Source organism: Streptomyces viridosporus (assembly GCF_002078235.1).
GTDB lineage: Bacteria > Actinomycetota > Actinomycetes > Streptomycetales > Streptomycetaceae > Streptomyces > Streptomyces viridosporus.
In genome coordinates, this window is sequence record NZ_MSGP01000147.1 from 1 (window position 1) to 14,464 (window position 14,464).

The 14,464-nt window shown below is 67.3% G+C and carries 16 protein-coding genes and 1 tRNA gene; 6 read left to right on the forward strand and 11 right to left on the reverse strand.

Features of this window, described 5'->3' with window-relative positions; translation table 11 throughout:
- On the forward strand, nt 1-578 hold a 578-nt coding region (locus B7L92_RS11320; protein ID WP_143626290.1), incomplete at its 5' end, for a Yip1 family protein.
- Between the two features lie 271 nt (nt 579-849).
- Here the strand turns inward: B7L92_RS11320 and B7L92_RS11325 are convergent.
- The 3 genes from B7L92_RS11325 to dcd form a co-directional block, all read right to left on the reverse strand.
- Nucleotides 850-1,260, reverse strand: a complete 411-nt coding sequence (locus B7L92_RS11325) for a hypothetical protein (RefSeq protein WP_081237303.1) — start codon at nt 1,258-1,260, stop codon at nt 850-852.
- Nucleotides 1,261-1,513: 253 nt separating this feature from the next.
- Nucleotides 1,514-2,032, reverse strand: a complete 519-nt coding sequence (locus tag B7L92_RS11330; RefSeq protein WP_081237327.1) for a phosphoribosyltransferase — start codon at nt 2,030-2,032, stop codon at nt 1,514-1,516.
- Nucleotides 2,033-2,037: 5 nt separating this feature from the next.
- Nucleotides 2,038-2,613, reverse strand: a complete 576-nt coding sequence (dcd, locus tag B7L92_RS11335; RefSeq protein ID WP_004985507.1) for a dCTP deaminase — start codon at nt 2,611-2,613, stop codon at nt 2,038-2,040.
- Nucleotides 2,614-3,142: 529 nt separating this feature from the next.
- On the opposite strand from dcd, the gene B7L92_RS11345 reads away from it, so the two are divergent.
- Nucleotides 3,143-3,216 (forward strand) — tRNA-Gly (locus B7L92_RS11345).
- A 287-nt stretch (nt 3,217-3,503) separates the two neighbouring features.
- On the opposite strand, the gene B7L92_RS11350 is transcribed toward B7L92_RS11345, so the two are convergent.
- The 5 genes from B7L92_RS11350 to B7L92_RS11365 form a co-directional block, all read right to left on the reverse strand.
- Entirely contained in the window at nt 3,504-4,193 is a 690-nt protein-coding gene (locus tag B7L92_RS11350; protein ID WP_255310881.1) for a phosphotransferase, read from the reverse strand.
- 186 nt (nt 4,194-4,379) lie between these two features.
- Nucleotides 4,380-5,276: an aldo/keto reductase gene (locus B7L92_RS11355; RefSeq protein ID WP_081237305.1), complete on the reverse strand. Its 897-nt coding sequence runs from the start codon at nt 5,274-5,276 to the stop codon at nt 4,380-4,382.
- Entirely contained in the window at nt 5,273-6,457 is a 1,185-nt protein-coding gene (locus B7L92_RS11360; protein ID WP_081237306.1) for a cupin domain-containing protein, read from the reverse strand. Before B7L92_RS11360 ends, B7L92_RS11355 begins: the two co-directional genes overlap by 4 nt.
- Nucleotides 6,458-6,472: 15 nt before the next feature.
- Nucleotides 6,473-6,616, reverse strand: a complete 144-nt coding sequence (locus B7L92_RS41055; RefSeq protein ID WP_170102197.1) for a hypothetical protein — start codon at nt 6,614-6,616, stop codon at nt 6,473-6,475.
- A gap of 152 nt (nt 6,617-6,768) precedes the next feature.
- Nucleotides 6,769-7,308, reverse strand: coding sequence for an ATP-binding protein (locus B7L92_RS11365; RefSeq protein WP_081237307.1), 540 nt, complete (start codon nt 7,306-7,308; stop codon nt 6,769-6,771).
- A gap of 176 nt (nt 7,309-7,484) precedes the next feature.
- Between B7L92_RS11365 and B7L92_RS11370 the strand changes: the two genes are divergently transcribed.
- Nucleotides 7,485-8,651 carry a helix-turn-helix domain-containing protein gene (locus tag B7L92_RS11370; RefSeq protein ID WP_081237308.1) on the forward strand — a complete coding sequence of 389 codons (1,167 nt, stop codon included), beginning with the start codon at nt 7,485-7,487 and terminating at the stop codon, nt 8,649-8,651.
- A gap of 19 nt (nt 8,652-8,670) precedes the next feature.
- Nucleotides 8,671-9,396 carry a 5-formyltetrahydrofolate cyclo-ligase gene (locus B7L92_RS11375; protein WP_081237309.1) on the forward strand — a complete coding sequence of 242 codons (726 nt, stop codon included), beginning with the start codon at nt 8,671-8,673 and terminating at the stop codon, nt 9,394-9,396.
- Between the two features lie 383 nt (nt 9,397-9,779).
- On the opposite strand, the gene B7L92_RS11380 is transcribed toward B7L92_RS11375, so the two are convergent.
- Both B7L92_RS11380 and B7L92_RS11385 read right to left on the reverse strand, forming a co-directional pair.
- Nucleotides 9,780-11,357 carry a pentapeptide repeat-containing protein gene (locus B7L92_RS11380; RefSeq protein ID WP_081237310.1) on the reverse strand — a complete coding sequence of 526 codons (1,578 nt, stop codon included), beginning with the start codon at nt 11,355-11,357 and terminating at the stop codon, nt 9,780-9,782.
- Nucleotides 11,358-11,751: 394 nt separating this feature from the next.
- Nucleotides 11,752-12,336: a hypothetical protein gene (locus B7L92_RS11385; RefSeq protein WP_170102198.1), complete on the reverse strand. Its 585-nt coding sequence runs from the start codon at nt 12,334-12,336 to the stop codon at nt 11,752-11,754.
- Between the two features lie 321 nt (nt 12,337-12,657).
- Between B7L92_RS11385 and B7L92_RS11390 the strand changes: the two genes are divergently transcribed.
- Complete coding sequence (locus B7L92_RS11390) at nt 12,658-12,891, forward strand: hypothetical protein (RefSeq protein WP_143626291.1); 234 nt, start codon at nt 12,658-12,660, stop codon at nt 12,889-12,891.
- Between the two features lie 191 nt (nt 12,892-13,082).
- Here B7L92_RS11390 and B7L92_RS11395 read toward each other — a convergent pair whose 3' ends face one another.
- Nucleotides 13,083-13,574 (reverse strand): SRPBCC family protein, encoded by a 492-nt coding sequence (locus tag B7L92_RS11395; RefSeq protein ID WP_255310883.1) that lies wholly within the window; start codon nt 13,572-13,574, stop codon nt 13,083-13,085.
- 296 nt (nt 13,575-13,870) lie between these two features.
- Between B7L92_RS11395 and B7L92_RS11400 the strand changes: the two genes are divergently transcribed.
- Nucleotides 13,871-14,155, forward strand: a complete 285-nt coding sequence (locus B7L92_RS11400) for a DUF7336 domain-containing protein (protein ID WP_081237313.1) — start codon at nt 13,871-13,873, stop codon at nt 14,153-14,155.
- The last annotated feature ends 309 nt before the right edge of the window (nt 14,156-14,464 follow it).

A 14,464-nucleotide genomic window follows, 5' to 3' on the forward strand; every position in this document is an offset into this window, starting at 1 on the left:
AGATGTATATAAGAGACGACCCCGCCGCCCCGGTCGGCCCCCGCCTGGGCTGGAAGGACCTGCTGAAGGGCATCGTCACCGCGCCCGACCGCACCTTCCTCCAGATGCGCGACTACACGATGTGGGGCCCCGCCCTCGTCGTCACCTTCCTCTACGGCCTGCTCGCGGTCTTCGGGTTCGACGGCGCCCGCGAGGAGGCGATCAGCGCCACCCTCACCAACCTCATACCGATCGTCCTGATGACGGCCGTGGCCATGGTGATCAGCTTCCTCATCCTGGGCGCGGTCACCCACACCCTGGCCCGCCAGCTCGGCGGCAACGGGGCCTGGCAGCCCACGGTCGCCCTGTCCATGCTGATCGCGTCCCTCACGGACGCCCCCCGGCTGATCCTCGCGATGTTCGCGAGCGGCGACGCCACCTTCGTCCAGATCGTCGGCTGGGCCACCTGGGTCGCGGGCGGCGCGCTCCTGACCATGATGGTCGGCCGCTCGCACGACCTGCCCTGGCCGAAGGCGCTGGGCGCGTCCGCGATCCAGCTCCTCGCCCTGCTGTCCCTCGTGAAGCTGGGCACGCTCTGATCCGGGCCGCGCACGGGCACCCCCGCGCGGACAGGGCCGGTGGCCCTGAGCCGATCACCGCATGGAGCGGCCTGCGGTCAGGGCGATGCTTCCAACGGGGGAACGGCCGGCACCGGGACGACGGGGGCCCGTCGCCGACCGCTGGCCCGTAGGGGCGTGCGTGGGGGTGCTCCCGTCCCGTCCGCCGCCGACCCAGGCGGAGCCGGGCGGACGCGGCCCCCGGCGTCCAGGCCGTTCGTACACCGGCGTGTACAAGCTGCTCGGCGCAGCTTCAGTAGGTCCTGCGGCGCAGGCTCCGCACGAAGAGCGGCACCGACAGCAGGAGCAGGGCTCCTTCGACAGCCAGGCTGGCCAGCCCGAGCGGTTCCGTCCAGTTGCCGATGTCGTCGCTGTAGTAGGGCAGCCCCGGCCCCCTGGAGAGGACGTAGCCCAGCAAAGGGCCGACGGCGACCGCGGCTGCCAGCAGCCATCCCAGTCGGACGGGGCCGGTGAGGAGCAGCACGGCGGCGACCACTGCCGCGATCTCCAGGACGTGGTAGGCGACGCCGACGTAGTAGGGGTCCCTCGTCACCGTGATGCCGCCCTGGTCCACGACGTGGACGGCGGCCACCGCGAGGCACAGCAGGGCTCCCGCCCACCTGGCCGGCCAGGCAGCCCCCGGCACCGTCGCGGCGTGTCGCATGCGGAGGCACCTTCGCATTTCCTCGGCAGCGCGTGCCTGCCGCGCCGCGGCCCCATCCGCGCGGTCGGCTCCTCCTGACCAGGCTGCGCGCCGCGCTTCCGTCAGGCCCCAGCCTCGGCGGACGGCTGCCCGCCGTCGCCCCCGACGGTGCAGACGAGTGACACGGAAGAGGGACCGACGGGAACGGCGCCCCACGGCCGGAGGCGCTGACCCTCACGGGGTCACCGTGCGGCGCCGACCGCGGGCGAGCCCGCTACAGGGCCTCTCTGTTCGGCCTGGTCTCTTCCCCCGACCCGTGTACCGGAGGCAGGACACTCCACGGGAAGTTGATCCACGCATCGGTCCGCTTCCAGACGTACTCGCACTTCACCAGTGACTGCGTCTTCTCGTAGACGACGGCGCTGCGCACCTCCGCGACGGCGTCGAGGCAGAAGTCGCGCACCAGCTTGAGCGTCTTGCCGGTGTCGGCGACGTCGTCCGCGATCAGCACCTTCTTGTCGGTGAAGTCGATGGCGTTGGGCACGGGCGCGAGCATGACCGGCATCTCGAGCGTGGTCCCCACCCCCGTGTAGAACTCGACGTTCACCAGGTGGATGTTCTTGCAGTCGAGCGCGTAGGCGAGCCCGCCGGCGACGAAGACACCGCCGCGCGCGATGCTCAGCACTATGTCCGGCCGGTACCCGTCGTCGGCGATGGCCTGCGCGAGTTCGCGCACCGCCACCCCGAACTGCTCGTAGCTCAGGTTCTCCCGCACGTCGCTGCCCTCACTCACGCCGCTCACACCTGCGTCCGGTGGAAGTTGAGGTAGGCCCGCGAGGCGGTGGGCCCGCGCTGCCCCTGGTACCGGGACCCGTACCGCTCACTGCCGTACGGGGCCTCGGCGGGCGAGCTGAGCCGGAACATGCACAGCTGGCCGATCTTCATGCCGGGCCACAGCTTGATCGGCAGGGTCGCGAGGTTGCTGAGTTCGAGGGTCACGTGCCCGGAGAACCCGGGGTCGATGAACCCGGCGGTGGAGTGGGTGACGAGTCCGAGCCGCCCCAGCGAGCTCTTCCCCTCCAGCCGGGACGCGAGGTCGTCGGGCAGCGTGATGACCTCGAACGTGCTGGCCAGCACGAACTCCCCGGGATGCAGGATGAACGGTTCGTCCCCCTCGGGCTCCACGAGCCGGGTCAGCTCCGGCTGCTCGACGGAGGGGTCGATGTGGGGGTACCGGTGATTCTCGAACACCCGGAAGAAGCGGTCGAGACGCACGTCGATGCTGGACGGCTGCACCATGGAATCGTCGAAGGGATCGATGCGCACCCGCCCGGCGTCGATCTCGGCCCGGAGGTCCTTGTCTGAGAGAAGCACGTCCCGAGAATACGCAAGGCGCGCGGACCGGCGACAATCGCCGTCCCGCGCGCCCACGTCCTCAGTCTCTCCCGGTCTCCCGTGCCCCTCGCGTTACCGCTTCTGGAGGGCCACCGGCACGACGCTGCGAAGCCGCGCACAGCGCGGACACCTCAGAAGCCGACCGGGGCCGAGTCGCTCGGCCTGCTGCATCGGGAACGAGGCGGCGGTGAACACGTGCCCATCGGCACAGCGGACGACGGTGCGCTCCATCAAGTCCCAGAGTCCCTTCCCCAAGAGCCGCGTCTGGCTTGTTGCCCTGACGACAAAAGCCACATTACGGGATCAAAGGAACGGCTCTCCAGGCGGCACTCCGCACCTGCCCGACCCCTCTTCCGCACCCCCACCGTACGCCCCAACTTCTGCCCCCCGCAGCCGCTTCCATCCCTGAAATGCCATCAGGCCCCCGGGCTTGGACACCGGGGGCCTGGCATGAGGTAGAGTGAGCGAGCGTCCGGACACCGATCACATCGGGGTCACGGAGAGTTACGCGGGTGTAGTTTAATGGTAGAACATCAGCTTCCCAAGCTGAGAGCGCGAGTTCGATTCTCGTCACCCGCTCCAAGCGAAACCCCCAGGTCAGAGACCCGGGGGTTCTTTGTTGTCCAGACCCGCCGACGGGTGTCGCACCACAACCGCACCACACCATCAGCTCTCCGGTGACTCCTCCTTGTAGTGCTCCTTGTAGCGCCCCTTGTAGTGTGCACGACCGCCGATGTGGCGCTTCGCACGTTCGACCCGTACGAGGTCGTCGAGCCCGGCGGTGTCCCCGTGGCCGGGCCTCGTACCCGTGGATCAGCGCCGCCTGACCGGGGTCGTCCGGCGTCCCCGCCGGCTCGACGGTGAGCGGCTCAGCGACCGGTCGCCCCGTCGGCCGTCATCCGGTGCCAGATCTCTTCCGCCCGTTGCCACAGAGCGGGAACGAGTTCCACGTTGTCCCCGCGTTCGGCACTCTGCAGGAGTTCGGTGATGACCACCAGCTCCGCGAAGCGTCCGCCCTCACTGTCGAGAACGGGGGAAAGTTCCCGGCGGACGCGCTCGGCGGTCTCCGGCATCGTGAGGCTGTAGGCGTGCAGGAGGGCTGCGTCGTAGCCGGCCGGGGCGGTGCCCCAGCCTTCCCAGTCCAGGATGCCGAGTTCGGGACCGGCGAGGTTGGCCCAGTGCAGGTCACCGTGTGCGGTGGACCATGCGGGAGGCGTCGTAGGGACGGGCCCGCCGAGGAAGGCGAGGTACTTCGGCATGGCGCGGTCCAGGTATGCCTGGCGTACGGCCGTACGGTCGGTGCGGACCGTCGGGAGACAGGCCAGGACCGTGCGCAGGTCGCTCCACCAGGCTGTCGTCAGGGAGGGCTCTGCGGTGACGAGTGCGGGAGTGGGCGACACGGTTTCGCCGGGGACGTGGTCGTACAGCTCGGCCTTGTACGCGTTTCCTTCCTCCGTCCACTGCCGTACGAGACGCAGACGAGGGCGCGGCACCTGCGGGGGCAGCAGCCGTTCGGCGTCCTCCGGCCCCGTCCACAGCTTGCCGCTCGCCTTGTCCACCGGGCTGTGGACGACACGCAGCCACCCTGGCTCGTGAGTCCCGGTGACGGGTCGGCCCAGCGTGCGTCCCCTCCACCCCACGCCTCCTGCGGCCCTCCGTTGGACGGCCGTGTGCCAGGGACCGCCTCGAGGAGGTCGCACGCCACGGTATGGGCCCTCCGCATGCGCGCGGCGACCTCGGGGTCGTCAGGTTCCGAGGACATCGATGACCTTTCTGAGGCGATCGGGCGACAAGGGCTCGCAGGCCGCAGCCCCCAGGGCGTCGGCCCAGTGTGCCGGTGTGCTCGACGACAGCAGGACACGCGACACCCCGGGGGCCGACAGGGCGACCAGGAGCGCGGCCTGCGCTGCGGAGGCGGCAGGGTCGATGACGCGCACCAGTTCCTCCGTCATCGCTCCGAGGAGTTCACCGCCTCCGAGCGGGGCCGATGCGAAGACGTCGAGCCCCGCTTCCCGTGCCTCCACCAGTGCTCCGCACCCCTCGAGCGCGTCCGCCACCACGGCGAGTCGAAGGAGTGAGACCGGGAACTGCACGGCTCGGAAGTGGTGCTGTGGCCCGCCCACGGTTTCCGCGAGTGCCGTGAGTTCGGGGATGGTGAACATGCCGCTCGACAGGCCCGCCCAGGTGGCGACGCCGTAGCCGCCGATCCTGCCGGCGTCCGCCGTGCTCTCCAGTTCCTCGAACGCCTCGGTCAGCGTCCGCGACAGATCGGCCCGGTCCGTCCGGCCGTGCTCCGGATTGTGGACGAAGACCAGGTCCGGGACGCGACCGAGGCGGATACGGCTGCGGGCGAGCTGCCAGGCGATGCAGGGACGTGCCAGGCAGTGGCCTTGAGCGCGGTCGTACAACGGCACCCCGGCGTTCCGAGCGGCGTGTCGGTCGGCGTCGGGTACGAAGCCGACCTTGGTCGAGACACGTACCTGTGGACACGCTTCGAGGACCGGCCGCAGAGCTGCCTCGGCCGTACCGGACGCGTAGTTCGGCGCCGTGTCGATCCATGTCACCCCGGCGTCCACGGCCGCACCCACCGACTGCGACACGTCACGGCACCGGTACGTCCCGGCCGCCAGTCGGGCGCTCATCCGGCCCGTCCCACGGCCGCGACCTCGCCGTCCACCAGTTCGCTCACGAGGTGCGCCACTTGTCCGACGCGAAGTCCGGCCGCTCGGGCGAGTGTGTCCAGGCGGTGGTGGCCTCCGTCCAGGAGGAGGGACAGCACAGGTGCGGCCTGCGGGGAGAAGGTCCATTCCTCTCCCCCTGCCGTCAGCACCGGGTGGCCCTCCCCGTCGCTGTGCAGCCGGGCGCGAGCGGTCACCATGTGCACGACGAGAGCGGGGTCGGGCGGTACGCCCTCGACGTACGGCAGTGAGGGCACCAGGCGGGCCCGGTCGGTGGCGTCCCGCATGGTGAGGAAGCGGTCGAGCAGCGTCCCGTCCTCGAACTCCTTCCTGACGAGGTCGCCAAGCGACCGCACGAAGTCCGCCTTCTCTTCCTCGGTCCCGAAGCGCGGCAGGTCGCTGCGCACGGTCGTTTCACGGCGCAGGTCCTCGGAGAGCCACTGGAGGAGGTCGGCGCCGGTCGTCGTCTGCATGCCGCAGGTGAGGTGGAGGGAGTGGACGCCTTCGGAAGCGGCGACCGCGTGCCACCAACCGCGCGGCAGGTACAGCATGTCCCCTGCATGCAGGACCAGTTCGACAAGCGGCTCGTTCGGCGGCGGTTCGGGGACGTCCGTGTCCCGGTGGAGCGGGGCTTGCCTCGTGGGGCCGTGGATGCGCCATCGTTTGGCGCCGTCGAGCTGGAGGACGAGCACGTCGTGGTCGTCCCAGTGGACTCCGAAGCCTTCCTCCGGGGTCCAGGAGGCGTAGACGTTGACCTGGATGCCCGTGCGCAGGTGTCGTTCCAGTTCCTGGGCGAGGTGGCCGACTCCCGGATGCAATTCGTCGATCGCGTCCAGGACGAGGGTGGCGCCCTCGGCGAGGTGGCGGTGCAGTTCGGCGGGCTTGAGCCGGTGCCACACGGTGCTGCGACGGGTGGTGACCGGCACCGAGTAGGCGTACTGGGGCAACGCCTCGCCGCCCGCCGAGAGGCGCAGGCGGGGCGGTTCGAGCCGGTGGTGGGTGAGCAGGGCGTTCAGGTCGTCCCAGCCGAGCAGGCCGGCGAAGCGACCCGGCTCACCGGGGAAGTGGCGATAGGTTCGGCCGTACGCCTGGGCGAGGAAGTCCTCGCCCAGGCGCGCGACCACCGCGGATACGTCGGTGGTCATCGGTTGCGGCCCTTCTCAGTCGTTGCCGTCGGAACGACCGGTGGAACCGCCGTCCGAGGGCTGCTCGGCCCGCGAACGGGCGGCGGCGATCCGGCGACGGGCGACCAGCAGACCGTGGCCCTTCTGAGCACCGTTCGTGGTCGTGTCCTGCTCGGGCATGGCTGTGTCTCCTTCGGTGTCGGCGGAAGCGAGCCGGTTGCCCGCTCCCTGGATGCGGCGTCTCCGGCGGCCCCACCGGGCGGTGGAGTCCCAGTCGGAGGCATCTGTGGCTGATTGGGGACGCGCGCGCCCCAAATCAGGTGTTCAGGTGGTCAGGTGGCAGTGACATGCGCGCGGGAGCCGCTGAGCACGCCGCATCCCGGTTCGGCAAGCGCCACTGGCCGCTGTACGCCCTCGAACGAGGAATCGCCTGCACATGCGGCGGGAGACGGACGGGAAGGCGAGGGTGAGCAGCCGCCGACCTCGAACCAGACCACCTTTCCGTCCGTGGTCGGCCGGGAGCCCCACGCCTGGGCAAGACCCTCGACCAACTGCAGTCCGCGCCCACTCTCCTCGTCCAGATCGGCCGGTGCCCGCTGCGGGAGAAGGCCGCTTTCCGCGTCCTCGGCTTCCAGGCGCACACGAGTCCCGTCCCAGCTCACCGTGACCCGGCAGCCCTCCCCCGTGTGCACCACGGCGTTCGCGATCACCTCACCGGCCAGCAGCTCCAGCGTCTCGACCGTCTCCTCCGCAAGGGGCACGTCCCAGTCACGGACGATCTCGACAACCCTGCGACGAGCGGAAGACACAGCGCCGGTGTCGGACGGGACATGGAGGGATGAGGACTCCGCGGCGGGTGTTCGGAACGTCATGGAGGGCGAACCTTCCTGGCTGTGTGCGTCGGAGTTCCACACAACCGCCCCCGGCCGACAACGCCCAGAGCACAATGGACGCACCGATGCGGCATCCGTGCGTCACCCTCACGCCTCACCTGGGAGTCGCGCAGCCGTACGTTCCTGGCAGGCAGGCGAAACGGGGAGACAGCGTCATGACGCACCGCCGCAACGGCCTCGCAGCGCGCCGCCGAACCGTGGGCCTCACCCAAGAGGCTCTCGCCGAGCACATGCAGGTGGACCGCTCCACCATCACCCGCTGGGAATCAGGCCGCACCGCCCCGCAGCCCTGGATGCGTCCACGGCTGGCCCGCCTTCTCCGCGTCAATGCCGAGGGCCTCAACGACCTGCTGACCGCACGGTTACCAAGTGGCACGCAGGGACAGGACGCCCTCGATTACGCGATGCTTCACCCGGACCGCATCGACCTGCCCGCCGTCGCCGCACTTCGCACACGCTTCGACGATTGCACCGCTCGTTACGACCGTGTGCCTTCGGCCGGCCTCATCGCAGAAGCAGCAGCGCAACTCAACCGCATCGCCCAGCTCGCCGCCGTCTCCGCCCGCGGACGCGTCCAGAGGGAACTCCACGCTCTGCACGCCGACGCGTGCACCCTCATGGGGCAGTTGGTCTGGGACGCCTCCCAGCGCCGCGACCACACCACCGCGAAGACGTACTACGAACAGAGCGCCGGCCTCGCCCGCCACCTACGGAACACCACTCTCGAAGCCCATGCCTTACTGCGCACCTGCTACGTCGCGCTGTACGGCGCACACGACGCACAGGCCGGGCTCGCGCTCGCGGAGCAAGCAGCCGAAACCGCCGAGCGCACGAGTCCCGCCCTGACCGGACTGGCGCTCCTGCACGTCGCCGAGGCACACGCCATACTGCGGTCGGCCTCGGACTGCGAACGCACTCTCTCCCGCGCGGAACGCCACCTCGACCACGTGGACGGCAGCGATGCCGCCGCCGACCTGGTGTCACCCACCCAGTTCAGCCGCCTCGCAGGCTCCTGCTACCTCTCGCTCGGAGACCACCGACGGGCCGAAACCCTGCTGACCAGCACCGCGGAGAAGCTACGGGACAGGCGAAAGTCACGCGCGATCGTGCTGGGGAACCTTACGCTCGCCCGTATCCGTCAGCGCGATGTCGAAGCGGGGGTGGCCAGCCTTGCCGAAGCCATCGCCGAGCTGGAGACCACACGTGGAGGCGGAGGCCTGAACATCGTCTTCGGAGCCGCCCGCGAACTGCGCCCCTGGCGACAGGAGCCCCGCGTCGCCGAGGTCCACGACAGACTGCTCGGCCTGATGACGGCGGCGTAGAAGAGAGAAGGAGACACCGGTGGCAGCCAACCCCCCGGACCGCGCCAAGCAGGCAGTACGCACGCAGGTCTGGGACGCCCTGACCGCCGCGGACGCCGTCCACGACCCCTCCGTGCACGGCCGCATCCCCCACTTCAAAGGCGCCGAACAAGCTGCGGCCCGCCTCGCGGGGCTCCCGGCCTGGCAGCGCGCGAGCGTCGTCAAGGCCGTACCGGACAAGGCCCAACTCCCGGTCCGCGCACGGGCCCTGGAGGAGGGCAAAACCGTCTACATGGCAGTCCCGAAGTTGGCCACCCCCAAGCCCTTCTACCTCCTCGACCCGGCCAACCTCACCGTCCCGCCCACCGAGGCCGCAGTCGGCCGCACCGCCGCCATGATCGCCCCCACCGTCGAGGTCGACGCCCTCCGACCGCCGGACCTGATCATCCTCGGCAGCGTCGCCGTCAACCGCGACGGCGCCCGCATCGGCAAGGGCGCCGGCTACTCCGACATCGAGTTCGCCCTGCTCACCGAGGCCGGCCTGGTGACGCCGGAGACCATCGTCGTCACCACCGTCCACGCCCTCCAGGTGACCGACACCCCGATCCCCACCACCGCGCACGACGTCGGCGTCGACCTGATCGTGACCCCCGACGAGACCCTCACCTGCCCGAACCCGCACCGACCGTCCGGGATCGACTGGTCGGCCCTCACCGCAGAGAAGATCGCCGCGATCCCGGCGCTCGCGGCTCGACAGGGAGCCTGACAACCTGAGCGGGAAGCGTCCGATCCCTGTACCACAGCATCCTGTCCGACGACTGAGTTACAACCTTCTTCACCGGTACAAGTGCGGCTCGCTCCGCTCCCCGCGCGCACAGCGATCAGCCGCCTGACGCCAGAGAAGGTATACGTCGCGGCTGGGGCGGTCGGCTCCGCGGCTTTACGCAGCCACTTTGGCGCGAGCCTCGAGGATCATGGCCCCAACGTCGTGCTTTAACGGGCAGGTCCACAGACTGCCCGACGCGCCGGAAGCTTACGGGGCCATGATCACTCGCGCCAAAGCAGCTCCAGCCCAAAGCCGCTCCGCCGCCCTAACACGGTCATGTCCGGTCACCGTTCCATACATGGATAAGGCGCACCCTCCTCTACTCATGGGAGGACCATGGGTGGATTCCATCGAACAATATCGTACCGCCCCAGCAAGTTTTCCTGGCTGGCGACAAGCCAATATTTAGGGGGGTGAAGCATCTGATCGCGGTTCTGAATGGAAGAGTTCTTGAATTCAACGGGTTGCTCTTCAGTCTTGTAGAAGCTTACCGCGCCGTCAAAGCGAACTCCGTAGAATATGATTGAACGCGAACTTGAGGTTCCCGTGAATGATGCTGTTTTCTTGAAGCTGACATCTCGCAGGCTGGCGCCGCCCATCATCTTGCTATTTCCAAACTTTGCGACGTCATCGAAAGCTGTGCCACGCATGTAGAGGCCTTCGGTGAAAATGCACTCACCGAACGAGGCCAGGCCTGAGAAGGTCGCCTCGCGAAGGCGCACTCGCCCTTCGAACCTGGAGCCTCCAAAACGTGCATCCTTTTCGAATCTGCAGTTCGTGAATGTGGCGGCACTGCGAAACCTGGACTGTCCGAAGCGGGCATCTTCACTAAAGGTGACTCTCAGGAACTGTACGTCCGCAATGAAGTCCGCCTCTGTAAAGATCACTTCCGCAAACGTCGCATCGTCGAATATGGCACGGTTATGGAAGTTGGAACGCTTGAAGATCGCCTGATCCATAAAGGTAGCTTTATCGAAGCGCGCTTGGTCGAAATTCGCCTCCTCGAATGAGCATGACTTTGCGTAGATTGAATCGTCGAAGCGAACTTGACCAGAAAAGTCAAAGCTGGTGAAGTCTGCAAAGCCAGAAAAGCGAGCACCTCGAAACGTCGAGATTCCTGTAGAAGTGGAGGAATTGAAACGTGTCGTGCCGACGAAGTGGGCGTTGCTAAACACCCCCTCTCGGAACTCGCAATCAGTTAGGTTGAACGTGATTAGAGTCGCTCCCGTTAGGTCAATCCGCAAGTCCCTCCAGTGGTCATCCAAATTTGTCGACTTCTTAGAAAGTCGACGCCTAAGGAGGTCTTGAGCTGTGAGTCGAACTTGAATCTCTTGTTGACCCTCCTGATTAGTAGCGCTTTGGAGTGTATATGCCGTGATTGAGCCTAGGTCAAGCTCGGATGGAACGTTGAACGGCATTCGTAGGTAGGCACAAATCACATCAATAATTGTCTGCCGGTGCCCAGGATTTGCCTGCGCTAGCCTTTCGAGGGCGAAGATCCCTCCAATTCTGACTGCAGCCTTATCGCTTCCAAGTTGATCCACAGCTTTGCCGTAAAGGTCGGTAATTCGCCTCTCTGAGGCGTCCATTATGTCACTATTGGCGACGTCCTCTTGGTGTGCCTGTGATCTCTCGCCCAGCCATTGCTTGCGTGCGGCTAGGAGGAGAGCCATAGCTCCGCCTATCCCTGCCCCCACGCTGAGGCCAGTCCGGATAGCGTTAATTCTTACCGTGGCAATCTTGGCTTGGTCCGCAGTTTTAGCTTCGGTTGCGGTGACGAGAGCCCAGGTTGTCAGTGCGGTGAGGCCGCAAGCAGCCAGGAAAAATGCTATAACCACTCGCCACGACAGCATTCTGATGGGGTTCCTGCTGGAAGCTGGCGACTGCTCGGGGCTGCTCATGTCTTGAGTATGTTGTGGAAGTCGGCTGCATGCTTGGGCTTACCGAAAAGTCCAGATTGTGACCTGGCGGGGTCAGGGCCCGTCGGTCCAGAACTCGTAGCCGTCAACCACTGTGGCGTCAGAAATGCCGACGGTGGCGCGGCTAGCGGACGAATGTGGTACCGGTTCAATGCATCGACACGTGGAGCGGATGCCGTCATGGGCGTCCCTGGGCCGTCCCTGGGCCGTCCGAGGCCGGCCGACGATGACAGACGCCACCCACAGGTGACCACCCCCACCCCGCTCCGGCCTGAGCACCCGCCGTTGATCTGCCACACTGGAAGGGTTATGCCTGCACCCGGAGAACTGAAGTCCTGAGCCCTTGACGCCTGTAGCCGCTGGCCCACAGCTCGGATCAATCCCTGGTCGGCAGCGGCTCGTGGCGGTGCCATATCAGGTATCGGTCCTCGCGGCGCAGCTCTGCGGAGCCCCACTCAATGCGCATGACGCCCTTCTCCATGGAGCAGGCATAGGCGACGAGGACGAGCCGCACGTCTTCGGGGAGGAGTTCCAGGTCTGGGTGCACCTCGGAGTCGTCAAGTTCCCCCCAGTCCAGGTCGAACGCCTGCTGCAGGGGAGGCGGGCCGTGGCGGCGGATCAGGTCTGCTCGGAAGCCTGTGGCCCGACGAAGACGTGCGGCCGTGACGGGCACGTCTTTCTTCGCGTAGCGGAGGGGGTAGATCAGGTGGCCGCGGACGAGCATCAGCGTGCGTCCTTGCAGGCGCACAGCTTCCCCAAGCCCGGAGATGCCGACGGCCAGTTCCTCGTATTGCGCCGCGTAGAGACCATGTCCGTAGGCTTCGAGCGTCTGAGTGTGGACGCCCTCGTGCCCGGTCCGGGCACGATCATGAGCCCGGAGGAGGCAAGCCGGGATGATGTCGGCCAGCTCGCCGGCTATGTCCCCGAAGGTCTCACGTGCCCATTGACTGGCTGAACCCACGGCGTACCGCCCCTCCCTGATGGCCCTGTAGCACAGCACCAAGCAGCATCCACCTAAACCGTGCTGCGTCCAGGCGAGTCACACAAGGTGGCAACCAGCGCACAAAGGGAGCGCACGCCACCTGAACAGGGTTCACCGCACAGACCCCCCGCATGTCGATGCAGCGGACGGTCTCCCGGCTCTGTCGCCCGCAGTGACGGCAACGACGATGGACGGCAGCGGTACTCGACAGCCCTGGACGACACAGGACAGGCCGCCTCAGGGCTGCTCACCAAGGCTTGTCCGCATCTTCTAAGCGCCGGCTCCCGCATGCTTGGTTGCATGTCCATGGGACCAAGGAGCTACAGCGATGTTGCTGGCGAGCTGAGCGTCTACGCAGCCAAGATCGAAGCGGCCGTCACGCGGACGAGGTGGGCGTGTGTCGGGTACACCTATGACGAGGTGAAGATCGCTCTTGAAACCGCCCTGACTGACGAGGGCGTGACGGACATGCTTCCCCAGGTGGTTGACGAGCTGACCCGCCAGATTGTGGAAGCTCCTGACATCCACGGCTGACATCAACGACGCCGGACGAGGACGTACACCAGCACCCCTCTCTGGCTGCCGCACCAGCCGACGACCACAGCCGGAGCGGGCCCGAATCGAACTCCTAAAGCGGGTGTCGCAGGACCGGATCCTGCCAAGCCAGGCCTTCAGGATCGACCCTGCGTACGGCCCTCGCCACCGGGCTGCCCGCGCGAAGGCCGTCAGACGGGCCGGGCTAGACGGTCCGTCAGAATACGGGCCCGGGCCCGCTGGACCGCTCCCGCCTGGGAGGCGGCGAACCGCAGCAGGCCCGGGGGCGTCCGCAGGTGCAGGGTGTCGGTGACGACGCTGCCGGCCTCGTGGCGGTCGATGGCGAAGCGGTAGCTCATGCGGACCCGGCCGGGGCTGCGGACCTCCCCGAAGATCTCGGCGGAGTGCGGGAGGCCGTCCGGGACGGCGGCGAGCGTGACGTCGATGATGTTGTCGCGCTGCAGGACGCCCAGGAAGCGGAAACGCTCCACGGCCGTGTAGTTCACGGTGCCGCCGTTGCGCCGCACGTCACGGACGGCAACGACGAGCGGCGACAGGCCGACGTAGTGCAACGGTTCGGCCAGGTGCGCGAAGACCTCCTCCGGCGGCGCGGCGATCTGAAACGTGTGCTTCAGCTCGGTGGACAGCACCTCGGCCCCCTTCTCGATACGGCGCGCCGGCACGGTGATCCTCCCATCGCCGGGGCGGAAAGTTCCCGTACCCCGGCGGTAGGGCGGTCTGCGGGTCGGTACAGCTCATCGGAGACCGGCCCCGGAGCCGACGAGAGGCGTGCCAGACGCGTGCCAGATCGTGCGGGGAACCACGGGGAACAGCGGGCGATCGGTCGGCGACCGACCAGTCGGGACACACCGTTCCGTCCCAGTTCAGTAAGGCAGCGAAGACCGAAGCACACGAGCTTCCCAAGCTGGTGGCGTCGACGCGGCGGCCCTGGTGTCCAATCACTCGCTAGCCTGGCCGTGTGATCGTCTATCCCCTGTGGCACGTAGGCCACCAGAACGAGGCCGGGCCTGACGGGGCAACCGTACACATCGACGAGGACGGCGTCTTCATCGATGAGCAGGACGGCGACGACGTCAAGTTGCTGGGCATCTACTCGACGGAAGAGAAGGCCGAGGAACGCATCGTCCGCGCCCGTCTGCTATCGGGCTTCCGGGACGAACCCAAGTGCTTCATCATCGTCCCCTACCTCCTGGACGATGACACTTGGGAGGATGGCTTCGTGCGCATCCCCTATGGGGAGTAACCCATAGCTACGTCCACCGTGCCATTCTCTACTCGGTCAGCACCGAACAGGCCACGGCTGTGCCGCATCGTGTGATCAGTCGGTGAGTGTCTAACTGCGTGACAACGCCGACGAACAATCGCGGACGTACACAGACGCCTGCGGACCATCAGCTCAGGTGAGGGCCATGCCAGTGCAAGGCGGAGCGCCCGCCCAAGTTGCTTCGGGACGAGGAAGTCACGGTCCCGGGGCCTCATCGCCCGCCTCCGCCGGCGTGGCTTGCTCTGGTCGACGGCACCGGCAGCGTGGCGGAGGCCGGTGAGGGTGTAG